Annotated in this window: 18 protein-coding genes; 15 read left to right on the top strand and 3 right to left on the bottom strand. The window is 68.9% G+C overall.

The window, feature by feature from the left end; translation table 11 throughout:
* Positions 1-5: 5 nt before the first annotated feature.
* Positions 6-377 carry a MerR family transcriptional regulator gene (locus EV649_RS13070; RefSeq protein WP_130383717.1) on the top strand — a complete coding sequence of 124 codons (372 nt, stop codon included), beginning with the start codon at positions 6-8 and terminating at the stop codon, positions 375-377.
* Here the strand turns inward: EV649_RS13070 and EV649_RS13065 are convergent.
* Entirely contained in the window at positions 362-1,339 is a 978-nt protein-coding gene (locus tag EV649_RS13065; RefSeq protein WP_130383716.1) for an aldo/keto reductase, read from the bottom strand. The genes EV649_RS13070 and EV649_RS13065 overlap by 16 nt on opposite strands.
* A gap of 34 nt (positions 1,340-1,373) precedes the next feature.
* Positions 1,374-1,754 (bottom strand): DUF1844 domain-containing protein, encoded by a 381-nt coding sequence (locus EV649_RS13060; protein ID WP_130383715.1) that lies wholly within the window; start codon positions 1,752-1,754, stop codon positions 1,374-1,376.
* Positions 1,755-2,088: 334 nt separating this feature from the next.
* On the opposite strand from EV649_RS13060, the gene infC reads away from it, so the two are divergent.
* From infC to EV649_RS13030, 6 genes are all read left to right on the top strand, one after another.
* Entirely contained in the window at positions 2,089-2,766 is a 678-nt protein-coding gene (gene infC / locus EV649_RS13055; protein ID WP_198682488.1) for a translation initiation factor IF-3, read from the top strand.
* Positions 2,767-2,849: 83 nt separating this feature from the next.
* Positions 2,850-3,044: a 50S ribosomal protein L35 gene (gene rpmI / locus EV649_RS13050; protein ID WP_130383713.1), complete on the top strand. Its 195-nt coding sequence runs from the start codon at positions 2,850-2,852 to the stop codon at positions 3,042-3,044.
* An 82-nt stretch (positions 3,045-3,126) separates the two neighbouring features.
* On the top strand, positions 3,127-3,519 hold the full coding sequence (rplT, locus tag EV649_RS13045; RefSeq protein WP_130383712.1) for a 50S ribosomal protein L20: 393 nt from the start codon (positions 3,127-3,129) through the stop codon (positions 3,517-3,519).
* A gap of 22 nt (positions 3,520-3,541) precedes the next feature.
* Positions 3,542-4,345, top strand: coding sequence for an RNA methyltransferase (locus EV649_RS13040; protein WP_130383711.1), 804 nt, complete (start codon positions 3,542-3,544; stop codon positions 4,343-4,345).
* On the top strand, positions 4,342-5,238 hold the full coding sequence (locus EV649_RS13035) for a CehA/McbA family metallohydrolase (protein WP_241998148.1): 897 nt from the start codon (positions 4,342-4,344) through the stop codon (positions 5,236-5,238). The genes EV649_RS13040 and EV649_RS13035 overlap by 4 nt, the downstream gene beginning before the upstream one ends.
* A 167-nt stretch (positions 5,239-5,405) precedes the next feature.
* Positions 5,406-6,116, top strand: a complete 711-nt coding sequence (locus EV649_RS13030) for a hypothetical protein (RefSeq protein ID WP_130383710.1) — start codon at positions 5,406-5,408, stop codon at positions 6,114-6,116.
* Here the strand turns inward: EV649_RS13030 and EV649_RS13025 are convergent.
* The gene (locus EV649_RS13025; RefSeq protein ID WP_130383709.1) at positions 6,103-6,810 is read right to left on the bottom strand and encodes a TetR/AcrR family transcriptional regulator; all 708 of its coding nucleotides are present in this window, start codon (positions 6,808-6,810) and stop codon (positions 6,103-6,105) included. The genes EV649_RS13030 and EV649_RS13025 overlap by 14 nt on opposite strands.
* Before the next feature lie 56 nt (positions 6,811-6,866).
* On the opposite strand from EV649_RS13025, the gene EV649_RS13020 reads away from it, so the two are divergent.
* From EV649_RS13020 to EV649_RS12985, 8 genes are all read left to right on the top strand, one after another.
* Positions 6,867-8,381: an MFS transporter gene (locus EV649_RS13020; protein WP_241998146.1), complete on the top strand. Its 1,515-nt coding sequence runs from the start codon at positions 6,867-6,869 to the stop codon at positions 8,379-8,381.
* A gap of 132 nt (positions 8,382-8,513) precedes the next feature.
* On the top strand, positions 8,514-8,855 hold the full coding sequence (locus tag EV649_RS13015; RefSeq protein ID WP_130383707.1) for a hypothetical protein: 342 nt from the start codon (positions 8,514-8,516) through the stop codon (positions 8,853-8,855).
* A gap of 90 nt (positions 8,856-8,945) precedes the next feature.
* Positions 8,946-10,055, top strand: coding sequence for a phenylalanine--tRNA ligase subunit alpha (gene pheS / locus EV649_RS13010; protein ID WP_130383706.1), 1,110 nt, complete (start codon positions 8,946-8,948; stop codon positions 10,053-10,055).
* A complete protein-coding gene (gene pheT, locus EV649_RS13005; RefSeq protein ID WP_130383705.1) occupies positions 10,055-12,628 on the top strand; it encodes a phenylalanine--tRNA ligase subunit beta in 2,574 nt (857 codons plus the stop codon). The genes pheS and pheT overlap by 1 nt, the downstream gene beginning before the upstream one ends.
* A gap of 5 nt (positions 12,629-12,633) precedes the next feature.
* The gene (locus tag EV649_RS13000; RefSeq protein ID WP_130383704.1) at positions 12,634-14,175 is read left to right on the top strand and encodes a gamma-glutamyltransferase; all 1,542 of its coding nucleotides are present in this window, start codon (positions 12,634-12,636) and stop codon (positions 14,173-14,175) included.
* A 43-nt stretch (positions 14,176-14,218) separates the two neighbouring features.
* Positions 14,219-15,217 (top strand): glycosyltransferase family 2 protein, encoded by a 999-nt coding sequence (locus EV649_RS12995; RefSeq protein WP_130383703.1) that lies wholly within the window; start codon positions 14,219-14,221, stop codon positions 15,215-15,217.
* On the top strand, positions 15,214-17,442 hold the full coding sequence (locus EV649_RS12990) for a hypothetical protein (protein ID WP_198682487.1): 2,229 nt from the start codon (positions 15,214-15,216) through the stop codon (positions 17,440-17,442). The genes EV649_RS12995 and EV649_RS12990 overlap by 4 nt, the downstream gene beginning before the upstream one ends.
* Before the next feature lie 184 nt (positions 17,443-17,626).
* Positions 17,627-23,278, top strand: coding sequence for an Ig-like domain-containing protein (locus EV649_RS12985; protein WP_241998144.1), 5,652 nt, complete (start codon positions 17,627-17,629; stop codon positions 23,276-23,278).
* Positions 23,279-23,291: the final 13 nt, after the last annotated feature.

Raw genomic sequence — 23,291 nt, 5'->3', positions numbered from 1 at the left:
ACCTCATGACTACGTACGCACCGGCCGAGGCGTCCGAGCGCACCGGTCTGACTTTGGACACCCTGCGCTACTACGAACGTCTCGGACTGTTCGGTCCGGTACGTCGAACTACCGCGGGGCGCCGCGTCTACAGCGACCACGACGTGGCCTGGGTCGGGCTCCTGGTGTGCCTGCGCAACGCCGGACTGGGCATCAGCGACCTCCAGCGGTTGATGGGCCGGTTGCGGGACTCGGGCAGCTCGACCGGTGTGGTCGAGCTGCTCGAGGAGCACCGGTCCCGCCTCCACGGTGAGATCGCGAAGATGAGCGTCGCGCTCGACGTGCTCGACGGCAAGATCGCTCACTACCGCGAGGCAGCGGGTCAGTCGAAGAAGTAGGGGTAGGGGACTGACTCCGGTCGGCTCGCGACCTCGAGACGTTCCTGTTGCTCCGGCGCGAGCGAGAACTCGGCGGCGCCGAGGAGATCGTCGAGGTACGCCGGCGTCCGCGGACCGATGATCGGTGCGGTCACGCCCGGACGCTGCATCAGCCAGCGGACAGCGACCTGGGGGAGTGTGCGACCGGTCTCGGCCGCGACCGCCGTCAGCTCGTCGATCACGTGCCACGTGTGCTCATTGGCATAGCGGTCCCACGCGTGGGTGCCAGGCGTAGAGACCTTGCTGTCCGCGGGCGGCGCAGTCATGCCGCGCCGGAACGCGCCGGACAACCAGCCTGAACGTAGCGGCGACCAGGTGATGACGCCGAGGCCCTCGTTACTGCAGACCGGCAGCAGTTCCCACTCGGGCGATCGGTCCAGCAAGGTGTAGAGCGGCTGGAGGCTGGAGAGCGGCTCCCAGCCGTTCTGCGCGCACAGGTCGGCGGCCTTCTGCAGCTGCCAGCCGCGGAAGTTGCTGACCCCGATATAGCGGACCTTGCCGGCGCGCACGAGGCCGTCCAGCGTCGACAGCGACTCGGCGAGCGGCACGCTGTCGTCCCAGAGATGGAGCTGGTAGAGATCGACGTAGTCGGTGCCGAGGCGCCGCAGGCTCGCGTCGATCGCGTCGAGGATGTGCTTGCGGGACAGTCCTTGGTCCGTCGGCCGCGGGCCGACCCGTCCCCAGACCTTGGTGGCGATGACGTAGTCGGAGCGTTGCTGCGTCTTCAGCCATCGTCCGAGCACTTCCTCGGACGCGCCGGCGCCGTACACGTCGGCGGTGTCGATGAACGTCCCGCCGACGTCGGTGAACTTCTGCAGGATCTTCCGGCTGTCCTGCTCGTCCGTCTTGTCGCCGAACATCATCGCGCCCAGGCAGAGCTCACTGACCTTCAGACCTGTCGTTCCGAGATTCTTGTAGTCCATCTCCCCGACGCTAGGAGCTGGACCGCGCTCCAGCTCAAGACCTTTGCGTGGCTGACGGGTAGACGGCGCCGGTGTACTTCTCGCCGGGGCCCTGGCCGGCCTCGTCCTGGATGGTGCTGGCTTCGCGGAAGGCGAGCTGGAGGGAACGGAGGCCGTCCTTCAACGGCGCCGCGTGGTGGTGGCCGAGTGACGGTGCGGCGGCGTCGAGGAGGCCGGCGAGGGAGTCGATGAGGGAGCGGGCCTCGTCGAGGTCCTTGTGGTCCGGGAGGTCCGCGGCCAGGCCGAGGTTGACGGCGGCAGCGCTCATCAGGTGCAGTGCGGCGGTGGAAATGATCTCCACGGCGGGGACCTCGGCGATGTCGCGGGACGCGGTCGAGAGGGGGTCAGGCTGTGAGGTGGCATCTGCGTCGGTCATGCTGCTACTCTTGCATGGCGACCGACCCGGTCCATTGGTGACCCCTGAGCGGAATAGTTCAGGACCACCAGTGGTTCGAGTCTAAGCGGAGGGCCACCTCCCACCCAGTCGATGAACAGTCGTCGGGTCCCGGTCACGCTGAGAGCCACCGGAGGACATCCGGAGGATCACAGCGACAGTACGGCGTACCAGCCGCAGGGTTGGACCGTCGTACATCTGGGAATTGGGCCTTCGTGTGATCGCACGAGGGCCTTCGTGTTTTTCAGGGGGCTCGCGGTGATCGCGAGGTGGCACCCAGTACGAGTTCAACCCAGGAGGACCCATCACCACTGATTTGCGCGTCAATGAGCGCATCCGCGTTCCCGAGGTGCGGCTGGTCGGACCGAACGGTGAGCAGGTAGGCATCGTTCGGATCGAGGACGCACTTCGGTTGGCCCAGGAAGCAGATCTCGACCTGGTCGAGGTCGCTGCGACTGCCCGGCCTCCGGTCTGCAAGTTGATGGATTTCGGCAAGTACAAGTACGAGACCGCGCAGAAGGCGCGCGAGTCCCGCCGGAACCAGACCAACACCGTCATCAAAGAGATGAAGCTGCGGCCGAAGATCGACCCGCACGACTACGAGACCAAGAAGGGTCACGTCGTTCGGTTCCTGAAGGCCGGGGACAAGGTCAAGATCACCATCATGTTCCGCGGTCGTGAGCAGTCCAGGCCGGAGCTCGGCTTCCGGTTGCTGCAGCGGCTGGCCGAAGACGTCACCGAGCTCGGCTTCGTCGAGTCCTCGCCGCGTCAGGACGGCCGGAACATGATCATGGTGCTCGGACCGCACAAGAAGAAGTCCGAAGCGCGCGTGGACGTGGAAGCCGAGAAGGCGCAGCGCAAGGCCGAGCGCGAGGCCGATGAGCAGGCCGAGCGCCAGGAGCGCGCCGAGCAGGTCCAGGCCCACGAGGCCGAACGCGCCGCCGGAGTCACGAAGAAGCCGAAGGGTCCGGCCGACAACCTCGACCCGGAGTGACGGAACGCTCCGGCCGCCCGAGGCAGCCGGAGCCCGTCGTACCGACGATCGAGTCAACGAAGAAAATCAGGAGCACAACAGCCATGCCGAAGATGAAGACCCACTCGGGGATGAAGAAGCGCGTCCGGGTCACCGGGTCGGGCAAGATCCGCCGTGAGCAGACCGGTGTCCGCCACCTCGCCGAGGCGAAGTCCTCGAAGCGCAAGCGCCGCCTGTCCGGCACCGTCGAGGTCGCCCCGGCGTACGTCAAGAAGGCCAAGAAGCTTCTCGGCATCTGAGGCCCCGCCTCGCCCCTCCCGAACATCCCCCGCCGCGTGGGCAATCCTGTCTCCGGCGCAGAAATACAAGGAGTAACACCTCATGGCACGCGTGAAGCGGGCAGTCAACGCCCACAAGAAGCGCCGGGTCGTACTCGAGCAGGCCAGCGGCTACCGCGGCCAGCGCTCGCGGCTGTACCGCAAGGCCAAGGAGCAGGTCACCCACTCGCTCGTCTACGCCTACCGTGACCGCAAGGCGCGCAAGGGCGACTTCCGGAAGCTGTGGATCCAGCGCATCAACGCCGCGGTCCGCGCCGAGGACCTGACCTACAACCGCTTCATCCAGGGTCTGCGCCTGGCCGAGGTTGAGGTGGACCGCAAGATCCTCGCCGACCTCGCCGTCAACGACCCGGCCGCGTTCTCCGCGCTCGTGCAGCTGGCCAAGGCCGCCCTGCCGACCGACGTGAACGCGCCGAAGAGCGACGCCGCGGCCTGAGCCGCAGCCCAGATTGCACAAGGTGGCGAGTCCCGGTCTGCTGACCGCGCAATCCGCGCGGATCAAACAGGCCCGGCGGCTCGCCACTCGTGCGTTCCGGCGCAAGACCGGACGATTCCTGGTCGAAGGCCCACAGGCCGTCCGGGAGGCCCTCGAACATCGCGAGCTCGTCGTCGAGGTGTACGCCGAACCCGCGCTGGCGACCCGGCATCGTGACCTCTACGACCTCGCCGTGGCGGCCCGCGTCCCGTGGTTCGAGGTCGACCGCGCCGCCGTCGAGAGCTTGAGCGAGACCGTCACCTCACAAGGGGTCGTCGCGGTCTGCTCACTGGTGACCGTTCCGCTGCCGGACAGCTCGTTCAAACTCGTCGCCGCCGGCGTCCAGGTCCGTGACCCCGGCAACGTCGGCACCTTGATCCGTACGGCGGACGCGGCCGGCGCCGATGCCGTCGTACTGACGACGGAGTCCGTCGACCCGCACAACCCGAAGGCGGTCCGGGCCAGTGTCGGCAGCATCTTCCACGTGCCGATCAGCACGGACGTCGACATCGTCGCGGCCGTGGAGACCTGGCGTGAGCACGGCCTGCAGGTGCTCGCCGCCGACGGGTACGGCGCGACCGACCTGGACACCTGCATCGACGACGGCACGCTCGCGAAGCCGACCGTCTGGCTGTTCGGCAACGAGGCCCACGGCCTGCCGGACGGCATCAACGCCCTCGTCGACCACTCGGTCAAGGTCCCGATCTACGGCCGCGCCGAGTCCCTCAACCTGGCCACCGCCGCCGCCATCTGCCTGTACGCCTCGGCCCGGGCGCAGCGCCGGTGATCTTCGATCTCCCGGGGCGGTTCTGGCGCGGGAACCTGCACACGCACTCGAACCTGTCCGACGGAGCGTTGTCGCCGGCCGAGACCGCGGAGGTCTATCGGGACGCCGGGTACGACTTCGTGGCGATCACCGATCACTTCCGCGCGGAGTACGGGTTCCCGATGACGGACACGCGGGAGTTGCGCTCGGACGGGTTCACCACGCTGATCGGCGCCGAGCTGCACGCGCCGCGGACCGAGGCGGGCCAGGCGTGGCACATCGTCGCGGTCGGACTGCCGCTCGATTTCGCGGCGCCGGGGGAGACCGAAACCGGTCCTGAGCTGGCGCGTCGCGCGCGGGCCGCAGGGGCGTGGATCGGGATGGCGCATCCGTCGGCGTCGCTCCTGACGGCCGTCGATGCCGAGAGCCTGGACGCGGCCCACTCGGTCGAGGTCTACAACGCCCTCGCCGACCGCGAGAACCGCGGCGACAGCTGGCATCTCGCCGATGTCCTCCTGAACCGCGGTCACCGGCTGACGACGTACGCCGCCGACGACGCCCACCTGCAACCCCAGGACCCGCCACCCTGCCAGGCCTGGATCCACGTCCGCGCCGAAACCCTCGCCCCGGACGCGCTCCTGACCGCGTTGAAGGCCGGCCACTTCTACTCCAGCACAGGCCCCGAGCTGTACGACGTACGCATCGAAGGCGACGAGATCACCGTCCACTGCTCGCCCGCGGCGAAGATCCTCCTGACCGGCGGCCGCCCCGGCGCCGAAGTAGCCCAAGGCACCAACCTCACCGAGTGCACCTTCCCCCTGCACCTGTTCCGCAACACCCACTGCCGAATCACCACCGAGGACGCAACCGGCCACCGCGCCTGGACCAACCCGATCCACCTTGGCCGCGGTTGACGGTGGGGTGGGTGGCGTGTCAGCGTTTGCGTAGCGTGCGCCAGGGCGCCTCCTCTTCGCGGCAAGTACTGAGTACACCTGGATGATGGGAGCAGTACTCGTGTCGGCCGGTTGACCCTTCGGGACGGCCTGATTCAGCGGAGCGGGTTGTCCTGGAAGGACTGTCGATGTCGACCATGCCGCTGCCCGCGAAGGCGAGTCTCAGTCAGTTGCGCGCCCGGGCGAAGGAACTCCGTAAGGCGGTCACCAAAGGACGGCCGGACGCGATCGAGCGGGCCCGTGTTCATCACCCGGCGTACGACGAGGCGAGTTTTACGTTGCGGGACGCGCAGTTGACGATTGCGCGGGAGTACGGGCTGGCGAGCTGGCCCGAGTTGATGGAGAAGGTGGCCACCGAGCTTGTCGAGGGCCGCGAACTGCACCGGTACTTCGGTGTGGAGCTGAACAACGAGACCTGGGACCTGCTCGACCAGATCGACGAGTCGAGTCCGCTGGAGGACCAGGAGCGGTTGCTGTACGGCGCGTACGCCGCCTGCCTGCACTGGCTCGAAGCCGGGAACGAGGCGAATCACGCGCGCGGTGAGCATTTGATCGCCCGGGTCGCTCTCCGGATCGGTCGCGCCGAGCTGGGTCTCGGGCATGCCCGGCGCTGCCTGCAACTGGTTCAGGAGCACGCGGATCAGATGGCCGACTGGGATGAGCCGTTCGCGCGGGAGGCGCTCGCCCGCGCGCTCGCGGCGACCGGCTCACGTGACCGGGCGCTGGCCGAGCTTCGCCGGGCCGAGGAGCTCACGAAGGAGGTCGCCGAGGACGGCGATCGCGAGGTGCTGCTGACCGAGTTCGCCAAGGGGCCGTGGTTCGGGCTTACTTCTTCTTGACGCGCGTCTGGAGGCCGTCGAGGAGGGCGTCCAGGCCGAAGACGAAGTTTTCGGTGAGGCCCGAGTCCAGGTCGACCGAGGTGCGGCGACGTACGGACTTCTGCATTTCCGGGTAGTCGCCGGCCACGGCCTGGGCCTGTTCGAGCATGTCGGTGACCCAGTTCTCCTCGGTACGGCCGGACTTGCGGACCATCTCGCGGGTGGCGACCTCGGCGCTGACCGTGCCGAGGACATACGACATCACGCTGCCCATCGCGAGGTCGATCTCGTGCTCGGAAAAGCCGGCCGCCCCGAACAGGACCAGACCGCGGGAGCCCATCGACATCGCGTTCGGGCCGATGCTCGGGCGGGTGTACATCACCTCGGGCAGCCACGGGTGCCGCAGTACGGCGGACCGCAGGCTGTGGCCGAACAGCAGCGCACCCGCCCGCCATCCGGCCAGCTCCGGCTCGGGTATGTCGATCTCGCCCCAGACCTCGTCGATCACCAGGTCGATCAGGTCGTCCTTGGTGTCGACGTACCAGTAGAGGCTGGTCGCGCCGGAGCCGAGCCGGGTGGCCAGCTTCCGCATGCTCAGCCCTGTGACGCCCTCGGAGTCGAGGATCGCGATCGCCGCAGCCACGATCTGATCCCGGCTGAGCGTTTCCCGCGCGGGTGCCGCTTTGCGTTCCCGGGTCCAGATCCAGTCCTTCATGAGGTCCATCCTACAAAGGACTCGCACACCGTACGAGATCGTCGTACAGTGTGCGAGTGACTAGTACACCGTTCGAGTCCACCACCGAGGGGCATCCCCGGCGCTGGTGGATCCTGTTGATCCTGTGTCTGAGCCTGATGGTGCTGGTGGTCGACAACACCGTCCTCAACCTGGCGATCCCGTCGCTGATGCGCGATCTGGGCGCGACACCCGCGGACATCCAGTGGGTGATCGACGCCTACATCCTGGCGTTCGCGGGCCTGCTGCTGACCGCTGGAAGCCTGTCCGACCGGTTCGGCCGGCGGAAGATGCTGTTGCTCGGGCTGGTGGTGTTCGGCCTGGCGTCGCTGCTGGCGACCCTGGCCGAGAACCCGTGGCAGCTGATCGCGTGCCGCGGCCTGATGGGCGTTGGCGGCTCGCTGCTGATGCCGAGCACGCTGTCGCTGCTGTTCACGGTGTTCCCGCCGGAGGAGCAGCGCAAGGCGATGGCGGGCTGGTCGATGGTCGCGATGGTGGGCGTGGTGGCCGGTCCGACGGTCGGCGGCGTCCTGCTGAACCACTTCTGGTGGGGCTCCATCTTCTGGCTGAACGTGCCGATCGCGATCCTGGCGATCATCGGCACGCTCGCGATCATCCCGGAGTCGAAGGGCCCGGCGCGCGACGTCGACCCGGCGGGCGCCGTTCTGACGATCGTCGGTATGGCGTCGATCGTCTGGGCGATCGTCTCGATCCCGCTGCACGGCTGGGGTTCCGGCCGGGTGCTCGGCGCGCTCGCGGTCGGTGTGGTCGCGTTGACCGCGTTCGCGTTGTGGGAGAAGCGCAGTGCGCATCCGATGGTGCCGCTGGCGCTGTTCAAGGACCGGCGGTTCAGCGGTACGAGTTTCTCGATCGTGCTGCTCTCGTTCACCGCGGGTGGATTGCTGCTGGCGTTGACGCAGTACCTGCAGTTCGCGCTCGGGTACACGCCGCTGAAGGCCGGCCTGGCGCTGATCCCGTATGCGCTGTCCGCTGCCCTGTTCAACGGCCTGGGGGCGACGCTCGGGAAGAAGGTCGCGGACCGGACGCTGATCTCGCTCGGTCTGCTGATCATCGCGGGCAGCTTCGGCATCCTGACGCAGGTGTCCGACACGAGCGGGTACGGTCTGTTGATCATCGGCCTGCTGGTGATGGGGATCGGCGGTGGCCTGGCCGGTCCGGCGGCGTACACGCTGTTGATGCAGGCCGTTCCGCCGGAGCACCGCGGTGTCGGCTCGGCGATGAACGACACCGTCCAGCAGACGGGTGCCGCGCTGTCGGTCGCCGTACTGGGCAGTGTGCTCGCCGCGGCGTACTCGTCGGCCCTGCCGGACTCCGTCCCGGAGGCGGCCCGCAAGTCGATCGCCGACACCATCGCGCTCGGCCCGGACTTCCTCGGCGCGGCGAAGCACGCCTTCGTCGACGCGATGTCGATCGCCATGACGGTCGGCGCGATCGGCGCGGTCGCCGGGGCAGTGGTCGCGCTGGCGGTCCTCCCGAAGGGCGAGAAGAAGGTGCAGGACACGGCCCCGGCTGTGGATGACGCAGTGCACTGACACCGGTCACTGACAGCATTGCCGGTATGACGCGACGGTGGCTGATCGACCTGCCGACCCGGATCCACCTCTGGTCGGCGGAGTTCCAGATCCGCCACCGTTCGGCGGTGCGTGCGCTTCGCTGGAGGGTTCGTGTCTGATCAGGGGGTCGCGAACCTGGTCCTGATGTCGTTGTTCATCCTGCTCCCGATCGCGCTCGGCACCATGCTGTTCGGCCGCTCGCGCGGGAACCGTCGCGTGCTGAAGTGCGCCCGCGGTCTCGCGATCCTGACGATCGTCCTGGCGGTCGCGTACGACGTGGCCGGCGCGGTGTACCTGCTCCTCGCCGAGCCCGAGCCGGGCCACGAACCATGGGCCGACCCTGCCGCGGTCGTGGACTACCCGGAGTTCTTCCTCCCGATCGGCGTCGGCGCCCTCCTCGCCGGCGCCGGGATCCTCGTCGGAGTAGTCCGAGCCAGACACCGCCTGGGCTGATCCGCGGGCGGTTGTGGACGGCCGATTCACGGTCTGGGGCGTTGGGTTTCTAGACTGCAATCCGCAGACGTATCAACCCGAGAGCGAGCCATGTCCGGTCCCAACACTGATTACGACCCGGTCGAAGTGACGCCGCTGCATGCCGAAGAGGTGGAGCGGACCCGCGACGAGGCGCTGACGGCGTTTACCGGGGCGGCCGATCTGGCCGCCTTGCAGGAGGCCAAGACCGTGCACCTCGGCGACAAGTCGCCGATCGTGCTGGCCAACCGGGAGATCGGCGCGCTGCCGCCGCAGGCCCGGAAAGAGGCCGGGCAGCGGATCGGCGCGGCCCGGAAAGCGATCAACGAGGGGTTCGCGTCGCGGCTCGCGGTGCTCGAGGCCGAGCACGAGGAGCGGATGCTGGACACCGAGCGTGTCGACGTGACGCTGCCGTGGCACGCCCCGCAGCTCGGCGCGCGGCACCCGCTGTCGCTGATCTCCGAGCAGGTCGCGGACGTGTTCACCGCGCTCGGCTGGGACGTCGCCGAAGGCCCCGAGGTCGAGGCCGAGTGGCTGAACTTCGACGCCCTGAACTTCCAGCCCGACCACCCGGCGCGGCAGATGCAGGACACCTTCTTCGTCGAGCCGGCCGGCTCCGGCAAGGTCCTGCGGACGCACACGTCGCCGGTGCAGGCGCGGTCGATGCTGACCCGGAAGCCGCCGATCTACGTGATCTGCCCGGGCCGCGTGTTCCGCACCGACGAGCTGGACGCGACGCACACGCCGGTCTTCTACCAGGTCGAGGGCCTGGTCGTGGACGAGGGCATCACGCTCGCGCACCTGAAGGGCACGCTCGACCACTTCGTCGTTTCGATGTTCGGTGAGGGCCTGGAGGCGCGGCTGCGGCCGAACTTCTTCCCGTTCACCGAGCCGTCGGCCGAGGTGGACCTGAAGTGTTTCGTCTGCCGCGGCGCGTCCGTCGGCAACCCGGACCGGCCGTGCCGGACCTGTGGCAGCGAGGGCTGGATCGAGTGGGGCGGCTGCGGCGTCGTGAACCCGCGGGTCCTGCAGGCCAACGGCATCGACACCGACCGGTACTCCGGTTTCGCCTTCGGCATGGGTCTGGAGCGGACGCTGATGTTCCGCAACGGCGTCGAGGACATGCGGGACATGGTCGAGGGTGACGTGCGGTTCAGCCGCCAGTTCGGGATGGAGATCTGATGCGGGTCCCACTGTCATGGCTTCGTGAGTACGTCGACCTGCCGGGTGACGTCACCGGCCGCCAGATGGCGGAGCAGCTGATCCGGGCCGGCCTCGAGGTGGAGACCGTCGAGGAGTCCGACCTGACCGGCCCGCTCGTGGTCGGCAAGGTGCTCACGTACGAGAACGAGCCGCAGAAGAACGGCAAGACGATCCGCTGGTGCTCGCTGGACATCGGCAAGGACGAGCCGCAGTGGGTCGTCTGCGGCGCGCACAACTTCGAGGTCGGCGATCTCGTGGTCGTCGTGCTACCGGGTGCGGTGCTGCCGGGCGGGTTCGCGATCTCGGCGCGGAAGACCTACGGGCACGTGTCGAACGGCATGATCTGCTCGAGCGCCGAGCTCGGCCTCGGTGACGACGGCACGCACGGCATCGTCGTCCTGGAGCCGGGCGAGGGCACGCCGGGCGACGACGCGATCGAGTTGCTGGCGCTGCGGGACGACGTACTCGACATCGCGGTGACGCCGGATCGTGGGTACTGCCTGTCGATCCGTGGCGTCGCGCGCGAGGCGGCGACGGCGTACGGCGTCGCGCTGAAGGACCCGGCCGATCTGGCGCTCACCGGCTCCGGCTCCAACGGCTACCCGGTGCGGGTCGATGACTCCAAGGCGTGCAGTGTCTTCGTGACGCGGACGGTCACCGGGATCGACGCGAAGGCGTTGTCGCCGCGGTGGATGCAGAAGCGGCTGCTCGCGAGTGGGATGCGGCCGATCTCGATCGGGGTCGACGTCACGAACTACGTGATGCTCGAGCTGGGTCAGCCGATCCACGGGTACGACCAGGCGCGGCTGTCCGGGGAGATCGTCGTACGGCGGGCGAACGCCGGCGAGAAGTTGATGACGCTGGACGACCAGACGCGTGAGCTGGACGCCGAGGATCTGCTGATCACCGACGACTCCGGTCCGATCGGTGTCGCCGGTGTGATGGGTGGTGCGTCGACGGAGATCTCGGACGCCACCACGGACGTGGTGATCGAGGCCGCGCACTTCGACCCGATCGTGATCGCGCGGGCGTCGCGCCGGCACAAGCTGTCGTCGGAGGCGTCGCGCCGGTTCGAGCGCGAGGTCGACCCGAACCTGCCGCGGTACGCCGCCCAGCGCGTCGCGGACCTGCTGGCCGAGTACGCGGGCGGCACGGTCCTCCCGGACGAGACCGTCGTCGACACCCACCCGAAGCCGGCTCCCGTCACGATCCGCGCCGACCACGCCGCCCGCGTCGCGGGTGCGGTGATCACGCTCGATGAGACGGTTCGGCACCTGGCTTCAGTGGGCTGCACGATTGAGGCTGCAGCGACGGATGCGGTCGCGGCTCCGTTGGCTGCGGGTGCGCACGCTCCTGGGTTGGCCGAGGTCGGCGCCACCACCGTCGGGTCCACCCACGTCGAGGGTGGCGATCTGTTGACGGTCACGCCGCCGTCGTGGCGGCCGGATCTTCGTGATCCCAACGACTTTGCCGAAGAGGCCATCCGGTTGTTCGGGTTCGACAATGTGCCGTCGGTCTTGCCGGCCGCGCCGGGTGGGCAGGGGCTGACGGTCTCGCAGCGTCGGCGTCGCCGAGTGGCGACCGCGCTCGTCGGTGCGGGGCTGACCGAGGTCGTGTCGTACCCGTTCACGGGTGCCGCCGACTTCGACGCGATGGGTCTTCCGGCCGACGACGCACGCCGTGCGACGGTCAAGCTCGTCAACCCGATCTCCGACGAAGAGCCGTCGATGCAGACGACCCTGCTCGCGACGCTGCTCCGGACGGCCGAGCGCAACGTCGGCCGAGGCGCGAACGACCTGGCGATCTTCCAGACCGGCCTGGTGTTCCTGCCGAAGGCGGAGACGAAGCCCGCGCCGCTCCCGTCGGTCGCGCAGCGGCCGAGCGATGCCGAGGTCCAGTCGCTGTACGACGCACTCCCGGACCAGCCGCTGCACGTCGGCGTCGTGCTGACCGGTGCGCTGGCCCCGGCCGGCTGGTGGGGCAAGGGTCGCCCGGCCGGATGGGCCGACGCGGTGCAGATCGCGCGGCTGATCGCGTCGGTGGTCGGTGTCGAGCCGGTCGTGAAGAACGTGGAGCTCGCGCCGTGGCATCCGGGGCGGTGCGCGGAGTTCTCGGTCGACAACACCGTGATCGGGCACGCGGGTGAGCTGCACCCGAAGGTGTGTCAGGCGTTCGGCCTGCCGGCTCGGTCGAGTGCGGTCGAGCTGGATCTCGACGCGCTGATCGCGGCGGGTCCGGAGTCGATCACGGCGCAGCCGTTCTCGTCGTACCCGGTGGCCAAGGAGGACGTGGCGCTGATCGTCCCGGCCGACGTGGCGGCGGCCGACGTACAGGCGGCGCTGGCCGAGGGCGCGGGTGAGCTGCTGGAGTCGGTCCGGCTGTTCGACGTGTACACCGGTGAGCAGATCGGCGAGGGCAAGAAGTCGCTCGCGTTCGCGCTGCGGTTCCGGGCGCCCGACCGGACGCTGAAGGAGAACGAGGTCGCCGACGCCCGCCAGGCAGCGGTCCAGGTCACCGTGGACCGCTTCGGCGCAGTCCAACGGGTCGGCTGAAAACCATGAATGGCAGTCACCCGCGGGTGGCGGTGGCGGCGCCGAATGCGGCTGCTGCCGAGGCCGGGGTGCGGGTGGCTGCTGAGGGTGGGAACGCGGTAGATGCCGCGATTGCCGCCACGCTCGTCACGATGGTGAACGAGATCGGGGTGGTGTCGCCGGCCTCGGGCGGGTTCGTCACGTTGCAGGCCGCGGGTAGTGAGGCGGTCACCATCGACGGCTGGGTGGAGATGCCCGGCCGCGGCCTGCCGACGGACCGGTTCGGGCGCGGCGTCTGGGACATCACCACCGACTACGGCGGCGGTACGACGACCACCGTCGGCCACGGCTCCGTGGCAACCCCCGGCGGGATGAAGGCCCTCGACCTGGCCCACCGCCGCTCCGGCAAGGCCCCTTGGCGCGAGGTCGTGCAGCCCGCGATCGATGTCGCCCGCAACGGCTTCCCGCTGAGCCGGACCTCGGGCTACTACCTCGGTTTCACCCACGAGATCATCTTCGGCTGGCACCAGCCGAGCCACGCTGTCGTGCACGACGACGACGGCGTGGTGCTCAAGGCCGGCAGCACGATCGTGATCCCGGAGCTCGCCGAAGCGCTCGAACTCATCGCCCGCGACGGCGCCGAGACGATGTACACGGGCCAGCTCGCCCAGCTCCTGATCCACGACATGGCCGCGAACGAAGGCATCCTCACCGCCGCGGACCTGGCCGCGTACGAGGCCGTCGTACGCCCGGCGCTTATCGTCAAGCAGAACGGCTGGCGTCTGGCGACCAACCCACCGCCCGCGGTCGGGGGAGTGGCCGTCGCCGCGATGCTCGCGCTGCTGGACGGCGTACCGTCCGACGGCAGCTGGAGCCAGTCCGAGCTGGAACGGTTGATCGAGGTCCAGTACGCCGTACTCGGCCAGCGGCTCGCCGAGCTCGACGAGGAAAACGTGCGCAAGCTGGAAGGCCAGAAGCTGCTCGACCTCGCCGCGGCCGGCGACCTCCGCGCGTTGACCTCACCGAGTACGGCGACCGTCTCGGTCGTCGACGACGAGGGCGACGCGTGCGCGATCACGGTCTCGTCCGGCTACGGGTCCGGCGTACTCACGCCCGGCACCGGGATCTGGCTGAACAACGCGCTCGGCGAGCAGGAGCTTCTCCACGGCGGCCCGCACAGCCTCGCGCCGGGCACCCGCCTCACCTCGAACATGGCCCCGAGCGTCGCCCACCGTGAGAGCGACGGCGCCGTACTCGCCATCAGTTCACCCGGCTCGGACCGCATCCCGACCGCGCTCGCCCAGGTGTACGCGCTCTACACCCACGGCGGTCTGCGGCTCCGCGAGGCCGTCGAGCACCCGCGGCTGCACGTCCGCGTCCGCGAGGACGTGGTCGTCGACTACGAGGACGACCTGCCGGTTTCCGGCTCGACCGCGTTGCCGACCCGCCCGATGCCGCCGCACTCGATGTACTTCGGCGGCGTCGCGGCCGCGCTCTGGGACCCGGCCGACGGCCTCCTCGCCGTCGGCGACCCGCGCCGAACCGGTGCCGTGGCCATCTCCCCCTGATCACGCTAGTAAGGTCAGGCCACCAGGATCCGAAAGGCAGCCGATGCGGGACACCCACCCCGAGCTCTCCGTCGTCGTACCGATGTACGACGAGGAAGAGGTGCTGCCGATCTTCTTCGAGCGGATGCACCCGCTGCTCGACGGCCTGGGGATCACCTACGAACTGCTGGTCGTCGACGACGGCAGCCGGGACCGGACCGCTGCGCTGCTCCTCGACGCCGCCAAGGACTGGCCGCAGCTCCGCGTCGTCCGCCTGCTCCGCAACAGCGGTCACCAGGCCGCCCAGTCGGCCGGCTTCCGCCGCGCCCGCGGGAAGTACGTCGTCACGATCGACGCCGACCTCCAGGATCCCCCGGAGGTCATCGCCGAGTTCCTGCAGGCCGTCCGCGAGCAGGACGTCGATGTCGTGTACGGCGTACGCTCCGACCGCTCGAGCGATTCCTGGGCGAAACGTACGTCGGCGCGGCTGTACTACCGGTTGATGTGCCGCCTGGTCGGTAAGGACATCCCGTTCGACGCGGCCGACTTCCGGCTGGTGACCCGTCGGGTGGTGGACGCGGTGAACGCGCTCCCCGACGACGGCCGGGTCTTTCGTCTGGTGATCCCGTGGCTCGGCTTCCCGAGCGCCGAGGTCAAGTACGTCCGGGCGGAGCGGGCCGCCGGTACGACGAAGTACAGCGTCTCCAAGATGGTCCGGCTCGCGTTCGACAGCGTGACCGCGTTCTCGGCCGCCCCGCTGCGGCTCGCGACATGGCTGGGGTTGCTCGGTGGCGGGATGTCCGGGCTGTTCGTGGTCGGCGCGCTCGTGATCAAGCTGACCGGGCGAAGCATCCCTGGCTGGACGTCGACGGTCCTCGCGGTCAGCGTGATCGGCGCGATTCAACTGTTGTGCCTCGGCCTGCTGGGTGAGTACGTCGCCCGCTTGTTCCAGTCGAGCCAGCGCAGACCGCAGTTCCTCGTCGGATACGACAGCCTCACGGACCACGGGCATCAGGAGCCCGTTCACGAGAGCACTCCGACCAAGACATCCTCTGGCAGATGAAGCGAGCTGCCCCGTGGCTGCTGCCGATCCTGGTGGCGGTCGGTGGGTTCATATCGCTCGGCGACGTCGGACTCGGTCCGCTCGTCAAGTACGCCGTCTACTTCGCCGGAGCGATCGCGCTGCCCGGCACGTTGTTGCTGCGGGCCGCGTGGCGCAGTACCGGTAACTGGGCCGAGGATCTCGGACTCGGGTCGGTCGTCGGCGCGACGTGGCAGTTGATCGGCTGGGCGATCTTCACCGCGCTCGGCTGGCAGCGCTGGCTGATCGTGTGGCCGGTCCTCGTCCTGGTCGGCTTCGCTCTTCTAGGAAGGCAGTACTTCCGGATCGCCGAGCCCAGACCGCTACCGGTCGCGTGGACGGTCGGGTTGGCGGTGTCCGCGGCGGTGATGGTCGGCGCAGCCACTTTCGGCGTGATGGCGTACCACCCGATGCCGCCGTACGGCGAGGCGTACTACCCCGACCTCCTGTACCACCTGTCGATGGTGCAGGAGCTGACCCGCACCGTGCCGCCCGAGATCCCGCAGGTCGTCAACGAGCGGCTCGAGTACCACTGGTTCGCGAACGCCGACATGGCCGCGGCTGTCGATGTCACGCGACTCACGCCGATGGTCGTGCTGTTCCGGCTCTGGGTCCTGCCGTGGCTGGTCGTTTCGCTGCTCGTCTGCGCCACACTCGCCCGCGTCGTCAGCCGCACCTGGTGGACCGGCGTACTCGCAGCACTAGCGCTAGCTGCGCCACAGCTGTTCCTGCTCGTAGACACGAGCGTCAACCTCGCACCGCCCGTCAGCCTCCTCAGCCCGTCTCAAACCTTCGGCATGGTCGCCGCCGTCACAGCGGCCACCCTCCTGATCGACCTCCTCTTCCGAAGAACACACTTCTTCAGACGTAAGGAGTTGTGGGGCGCGGTTGTGGCGGTGGCCGTCGCGGGGGTCGGGGGTGGGGCTAAGCCGACCGTCTTGCCGTTGCTGGTGGGAGGGGTGGGGCTTGCGGCGTTGTACCTACTCGTGACGACACGGCGGTTGCCGTGGCGTTTGATCGGTACGACAGGGGTGCTGCTGGTTGTCGGGTCGATCACCTTCCTGACCGTGGCCGGAAGCACCAGTGGGTCGCGGCTGCAGTTCCTCGCCGTACTGAAGTCGCTGCCCGTCTACACCGCAGCCACTGGTGACAAGACGCAGCCGGGGGACGGCGGGCTGATCCTGCCGGCGCTGGCGCACGGCGAGGTGATCGGAACGCTCAGTCTGCTGCTCGGACTGCTGCTGACTCTGCAGGCGATGTCCTGGGCCGGATTCGGCGTCGTCGGCCAGAAGGACCCGGTCGCGTGGTTCCTGCTCGGCGCGATGATCGCGGGATGGGCGGGCTACCTGCTGATCGACCACCCGTCGGTGAGCGAGTCGTACTTCGTCTACACCGCCGCACCGTTCAGCCTGGCCGGAGCCGGCTGGTTCGCAGCAACCAGTGCACGCGCTTCTGGTCGCCCAGTCCCCATCGCGATCGCTGCCTTCGTCCTGTCGATCGGTTACGCCGGTCTGATCGTCTGGGCTCGTGGTGTGCCGGCGGCCTCGACCGGTCGCCAGCTGTGGCTGAGCACCCGGATGTTGCTCGTTGTCCTCGGCATCACGCTCTTCCTCCTGCTCGTATGGCGCCTGACGTTGCGACAAGCCGGTGGCGGCATGTTCGTCGTACTGGTGCTGCTCTCGACTGCGCCGATCAGCTCCTTCTTGCAGAGCGAACTACGTGGTGACACCGAGAAGGCGCCGACGTACCGGGCCGCGCGGTGGTGGGTGTACCCGGACGAGGCCGAGGCCGCGCTCTGGCTCGGGCAGAACTCAGCGCCGACCGATGTGGTGGCGGCGAACACCTGGTGCCGTCCGGCGGGCCCGCCCGCGCCAGGATGCGACGCCCGCGGGTATCTGGTCAGCGGGATCGCCGGACGCCGCACGCTGATCGAGGGCTGGGCGTACACGAACCAGGCGATGGCCAAGCAAGGTGACGGCGGCCGCCGCTACACCGAGCAGCCGTCACCGTGGCCGGACCGCGTCGCTCTCACCAACCAGGCCCTCACCGCACCGACCGCCGAGGTGCTGCGAAGGCTGCGCGACGAGTACGGCGTTCGCTGGCTGTACGCCGACGCACGCAACGGACCCGTGTCGCCGGCGCTCGACCAGCTCGCCGTACGACGACACAGCGTGGGCAAGGTCCTGATCTACGACCTCGGAGAGTGATTGTCCCGTAACATTGGGTCCGCGCAGGCCGTTAACGTCTACGCAGGCCCGCCCGCCACGCGGCCGCAGCAATGCACCTGAATTGCTCGGGAGGGCGGGACACATGCGGGCAACCCGACCGGGGGCCATTCTTCTTGCCACCGGCCTCTTGAGCCTGGGGACCGTCACCGCGACCGCGTATCAGGTGCCAACGGCACCTTTCACGGACAGCGCCACCACCGTGATGCCCGGCTCCGGCCTGCAGCAGACGATCACCGCGAGCGGGCTCACCGAGCTCGGCGACCCGACGACGGCCGGCTTCCGCACTGCCGGGCCGACCACCTACCAGCCCGCGATCGGCAAGGACGCTCCGGCGCAGGACGTGGTGGTGAACACCGGCGACTGTGCGTCCACCGGCGGTTGCGGCGACCGCGGCACGGTGACGATCGCGTTCTCGCAGCCCGTCCGCAACCCCGTCCTGCACCTCGGCGGCCTCGGCGGATCCGTCACCCGGACCGTGAACGGCAAGCCGACCGCGCAGTCCGAACTGCACTCGGTCCTGAAGCTCACCACCGCCGGCCTCAGCCTCACGAAGCTCGGTCAGGGCAACAACCTCGCGGTCACCAGCGACACGATCACCGCCGCGAACCACGACACCGGCCCGAACTGCGTGAACACCAAGTCCCCGTCGGGTCTCGACACCTCCGCGCCCGCTGCCTGCGGATCGGTTCGCGTGAACGGTGTTGTCACCAAGGTCAGCTTCGACGTGTCGGCGTTGTTCACGAAGCATCCGAAGCTGCCCGCGTTGAACAACGGATCGTCCGGCGACGCGTTCTCGATCGTCGCGTCTGCGCCCGAGGACTTCGGCGACGCACCGGCGTCGTACGGCGCGGCATGGTCGGTGCTGAGCGACGTACAGCTCGGCAAGGATGTCACCGAGGACAACGCGAGCGTTGCGAATGGGACGACCGGGCCGGCCACACCGGATCAGGCCGATGACGGTGTCGTCTTCAAACCGCTTCGCACCAACCAGACGACGTACACGGCCGATCTGCAGCTGGCCGGTACGTCGAAGGCCGTGCGGGCGTGTGCGTGGATCGACGTCAACGGCAACGGAACCTTCGACTCGGGCGAGCGGGCTTGCGCCCCGTTCGCCGCCAAGCAGACGACAGTCATGCTGCGGTGGGCCGAGCTCGCTCCGAAGGCGGGGGCGTCGTACGCACGGGTGCGGGTCGGGTACACCAGTGCGCAGGTCGAGAAGCCGACCGGCGCGTCCGATGCCGGCGAGGTCGAGGACTACCCGTTCGCGATCACGCCGCCGCCACCGCCGGTCCTCACCGACGACGCCGCGACGACCGGGTTCAACACGGCAGTCGTCGTACCGGTGCTCGGCAACGACAAGCCGGGCGACCCGAGTACGCCGCTCGCGCCTGCGACCCTGTGCCTCGTCGACGGCGCCAAGTGCGTGCAGATGGTGAACGTCGTCGGCCAGGCGAAGTACGTCGCCAAGCCCGACGGCACCGTCCGCGTCGAACCGGTGCCTGGCTTCGTCGGGACGGCCAAGCAGGTCGGCTACCGCGTTGCCGACAGCAACGGTACGGCGGCGCTTGCCAAGCTGACCGTGACCGTTTCGCTCCCGGATCGCCCGGTGGCAACGCCCGACACGGCGACCACGCCGCAGAACGTCAGCGTGCCCGTCAAGCCGCTCGCCAACGACCACGCGGCCGCGGGCGTGCAGCTCGTGCCCGGTTCCGTCGTACTGCGTGATCCGGCCGATGCCGCGTTCAAGAAGAAGGTCGTGATCGCGGGCGAGGGCGAGTACGTCGTGAAGCCTGACGGCGGCGTGGACTTCGTCCCGCAACCGCAGTTCACCGGCGTCGGTACGTCGATCGGCTACCGCGTCACCGACACCACCCACCAGACCACCGAATCCACGCTCGCCGTCACGGTCACGCCGGTGACGCCGACTGCCAACGGTGACTCGGTCTCGACCGCGTTCGACACCGACCTCGTCGTACCTGTGCTCGACAACGACCGCCCGGGTTCGCCGGACGCGCCGCTCGTGCCCGCGACGTTGCGGCTCGTCGACCCGGTCAGCAAGAAGCTCGTCGACAAGGTGACGATCGCCCGGCAAGGCACGTACCTGGTCGCCGCCGGCAAGGTGACCTTCCAGCCCCTGCACGGCTTCACCGGAGTCGGTACGCCGGTGCCCTATCAGGTGCTCGACAAGAACGGCACGGCGGCGCGCGCCGAGCTGACCGTCTCCGTCGCCGTACCCGGCCCACCGGTGGCGAACCCGGACACGATCACCACGGTGCAGGGCCGTCCCGTGGTGGCCGCGGTCCTCGCCAACGACAAGCCGGGGCCGACGGGTGCCGCACTGAAGACCGGCAGTGTGCGCCTGGTGACACCCACGCAACCTGTGCTTTCGCTCGTCATCGCGGGTCAGGGCAAGTACTCGGTGAAGGCCGACGGCAGGGTGTTGTTCGAGCCGCTGCCGACGTTCAGCGGCACCGCGACAGCGGTCGGCTACCAGGTGGCCGATAGCAACAATGCGATCGGGAAGTCGACGTTGACCGCGCGGGTCACCAAGGTGCAGCCCGACGCGTCCGACGACACCACGGGTACGGCGTACGACACGAACGTGAGCGTGCCAGTGCTCGCGAACGACACGGCCGGCGACCCGTCGGTCCCGCTGGTTCCGAGCACCGTGCGGATGATCGACCCGACCACGAAGCTGCCGACCGCGACGCTCGTGATCCCCGGTCAGGCGACGTACACGACGAAGGCGGACGGGAAGGTCGAGGTCGACCCGCTGCCCAAGTTCACCGGCGCCGCGACGCCGGTCACGTACCGCGTCTCGGATGTGAACGGTACGACGGCCACGGCAACGCTGACCGTCACGGTCGCCAAACCGCCCGCGCCGACGACCGCACCCGACATCGCGACCGGCAAGCAGAACCTCCCGCTTCGGGTCATGCCGCTCGCCAACGACAAAGCCGGCCTCGGGACAGCACTCGATCCGCGCAGCCTCACGCTCGTGGACCCGGCCGACGGCTCGCTGAAGAAGCTCGTGAAGATCCCGGGGCAGGCCGACTACCAGGTCAACCCGGACGGCACCGTCGCCGTCGACCCGCTGCCGGGCTTCACCGGTACGGCGACCAAGGTGACGTACCGGATCGCCGACCTGTTCGGTCAGACGGCTCGATCGACGATCACGGTCACGATCACGCCGATCACTCCGGTCGCGGCCGACGACGCCGCGCGGACGCCGTACGACAAGAGCGTCACGGTGCAGGTGCTCGCGAACGACAAGCCGGGCGACCCGACGGCGCCGCTCGTGCCGGCCAGTCTGCTGCTCGTCGATCCGGCTGATGGGGTGTTGAAGGCATCGGTGCGGATCCCGAACGAGGGCGTCTACACCGCGGCCGGGGGAGCGGTTCGCGTAGACCCAGGGGCGACGTTCCGCGGGCCTGGTACGCCGTTGACGTACCAGGTGGCCGACAGCAACGGGACGAAGACGAGCGCTCGGTTGACCGTCGCTGTCGGCGAGCCGCCGGTCGCGATCGCCGACAACGCCTCGACGCTGCAGAACGTGACCGTGACGGTGAACGTGCTGTCCAACGACCGGCCGGGCACCGACGCGCAGCTTTCTAAGGGCTCCGTCGGGCTGAACGGGTCCGCCAAGAAGGTGACGGTTCCTTATCAGGGCACGTATGCGGTGCTCCCGAGCGGTTCGATCGAGTTCGATCCGCTGCCGGCGTTCCGGGGCAAGGCGAGTCCGGTGCAGTATCGGGTCGCGGACTCGGACGGCATTGTCGCGACCTCGACGTTGAGCATGACCGTGACACCGGTCAACCCGGTCACGGTCAACGACTCGGCGATCACGCCGTACGAGCATGTGATCACGGTGAACGTGCCGGCGAACGACAAGCCCGGTGACGCGTCGGCGCCGCTGAAACCGGCGAGCGTCGTGGTGAAGGACGCGGCCGGTCAGTACGGCAAGACGATGACGCGGGTCGGTGAAGGCACGTACGCAGTTGATGCTTACGGCGCGGTGAAGTTCACGCCGGCTATGGGATTCCAGGGTGTTACGACGCCGACGACGTACCGCATCGCCGACGCTAACGGGACGACCGCGGAAGGCCTGCTGCTGTTGACGGTCGGCAAGGGCCCGAAGGCGGTCGCGGATCCGGTCGGCACCAAGCAGAACGTGACGGTCACCGTCGATCCGCTGGCGAACGACGAGCCGGGGACGGGCGCGCAGCTCGATCCGGCATCGCTCCAGGTGTACGGCGGGACGTGGGGACAGAAGGCGGTGGTCCCGGGGCAGGGCGTGTTCAGGGTGAAGGCTGGGAAGATCATGTTCGACCCGGAGCCGGCGTACCGCGGGGTCGTTTCGGTCGCGTACCGGGTCAGCGACACGACCGGGAACAAGGCGAGCGCGTCGGTCACGGTCACGGTCGCGCCGGTCGTTCCGGTGATCAAGGACGACGTGGCGACCACGCCGTACGAGGCCGCGATCACGGTCGCCGTACTGATGAACGACAAGCCCGGGGATGCGAGTGCGCCGCTCGTCGCGGGCGGCGTGCGGCTGATCGATCCGGTGAAGGGCGATCCGCTAGCAGCGCTAGCTGTGCCGGGGGAGGGGACGTTCACCGTGCAGCCGACCGGTGCGATCCGGTTCGCGCCTGTGGACGGGTTCGCCGGAGTCGCGGTGCCGGTCGGGTATCAGGTTGCCGACCGCAACGGCACGATCGGCTCCGGTTCGTTGACGGTCACGGTGCAGGCGCGTCCGGTCGCCGTACCGGATGAGGCGCGGACCAAGCAGCACGTTGCGGTGACGATCGACCCGCTCGCGAACGACAAGCCCGGCCCGGGCGCGACGCTCGACCCGGCTTCGGTGCTGCTGGTCGGGCCGGGTGGCGCACTGGTCGACCGAGTCACGATCGCCGGGCAGGGCACGTACGTCGTTAACGACGGCAAGGTCACGTTCACCCCGGACGCGACGTTCACGGGCACCGCGCGCCCGGCGGCGTACGACGTAAAGGACAGCAATCAGAACTCGGCCCGCGCGACCATCACCGTCACGGTCGTTCCGGTGCGGCCGGTTGTCACGGACGACAGCGCGGAGACGGCGTTCGGTACGGCGGTCGACGTGAACGTGCTCGCCAACGACAAGGCCGGTGACCCGTCGGCGCCGCTCCGGGCGAGTTCCGTCGTACTGCGGGATCCGGCGGACGGCAAGGAGAAGAAGTCCGTGACCGTGCCGCACGAAGGCACGTTCGTGGTCGGCACCTCGGTCACGTTTACACCGGCGAAGGATTTCGTCGGTACGACGCGTGCGCTGGCCTACCGCGTCACCGACGCGAACGGTACGTCGGACACCGCGCTCCTCGACGTCACGGTCGCGGGACCGTTGCTCGCGAAGGCTGCACCCGATACGGCGACCGGTACGCCGGGCAACCCGGTCGCGGTGAACCCGTTGCTCAACGACAGCGGCACGATCAAGCCGAGCTCGGTCTGCCTGCGTACGCCGGCCGGCACCTGCGCGAAGCGCGTCACGAACGGCGCCGGAACCTGGTCGGTCGGCACGGACGGCACCGTCACACTCAAGCCTGTCGCCGCCTTCACCGGGACCGCGAAGGTCACCTACGAGCGGACCGACGAAACCGGCGAGACGGTCACCGCGCCGGTCAAGTTCACCGTAGGCGCCGAGCCCACCGACACCCCCCGCACCCTCAACCGCGCCGAACTCCACCCAACCGGTGGCCCCCCGCCCATCATCCTCACCCTCGGCACCCTCCTCGCCGCCCTCGGCGCAACCCTCGTAATCCTCGCCCGCACCCGAAAGTGACCATCTTTGGGCC

The sequence above is a fragment of the Kribbella sp. VKM Ac-2569 genome (genome assembly GCF_004216905.1).
Lineage (GTDB): Bacteria > Actinomycetota > Actinomycetes > Propionibacteriales > Kribbellaceae > Kribbella.
Note: the sequence above shows the minus strand (reverse complement) of the source record. Positions and strands in the feature narration are given on the sequence as shown.

What these genes read in the sequence shown, in the direction of transcription:
- EV649_RS13070 (WP_130383717.1), top strand. Translation starts at nt 6, where the DNA reads ATGACTACGTACGCACCGGCCGAGGCGTCCGAGCGCACCGGTCTGACT.
- EV649_RS13065 (WP_130383716.1), bottom strand. Translation starts at nt 1,339, where the DNA reads ATGGACTACAAGAATCTCGGAACGACAGGTCTGAAGGTCAGTGAGCTC.
- EV649_RS13060 (WP_130383715.1), bottom strand. Translation starts at nt 1,754, where the DNA reads ATGACCGACGCAGATGCCACCTCACAGCCTGACCCCCTCTCGACCGCG.
- rpmI (WP_130383713.1), top strand. Translation starts at nt 2,850, where the DNA reads ATGCCGAAGATGAAGACCCACTCGGGGATGAAGAAGCGCGTCCGGGTC.
- rplT (WP_130383712.1), top strand. Translation starts at nt 3,127, where the DNA reads ATGGCACGCGTGAAGCGGGCAGTCAACGCCCACAAGAAGCGCCGGGTC.
- EV649_RS13030 (WP_130383710.1), top strand. Translation starts at nt 5,406, where the DNA reads ATGTCGACCATGCCGCTGCCCGCGAAGGCGAGTCTCAGTCAGTTGCGC.
- EV649_RS13025 (WP_130383709.1), bottom strand. Translation starts at nt 6,810, where the DNA reads ATGAAGGACTGGATCTGGACCCGGGAACGCAAAGCGGCACCCGCGCGG.
- pheS (WP_130383706.1), top strand. Translation starts at nt 8,946, where the DNA reads ATGTCCGGTCCCAACACTGATTACGACCCGGTCGAAGTGACGCCGCTG.
- pheT (WP_130383705.1), top strand. Translation starts at nt 10,055, where the DNA reads ATGCGGGTCCCACTGTCATGGCTTCGTGAGTACGTCGACCTGCCGGGT.
- EV649_RS13000 (WP_130383704.1), top strand. Translation starts at nt 12,634, where the DNA reads ATGAATGGCAGTCACCCGCGGGTGGCGGTGGCGGCGCCGAATGCGGCT.
- EV649_RS12995 (WP_130383703.1), top strand. Translation starts at nt 14,219, where the DNA reads ATGCGGGACACCCACCCCGAGCTCTCCGTCGTCGTACCGATGTACGAC.
- EV649_RS12990 (WP_198682487.1), top strand. Translation starts at nt 15,214, where the DNA reads ATGAAGCGAGCTGCCCCGTGGCTGCTGCCGATCCTGGTGGCGGTCGGT.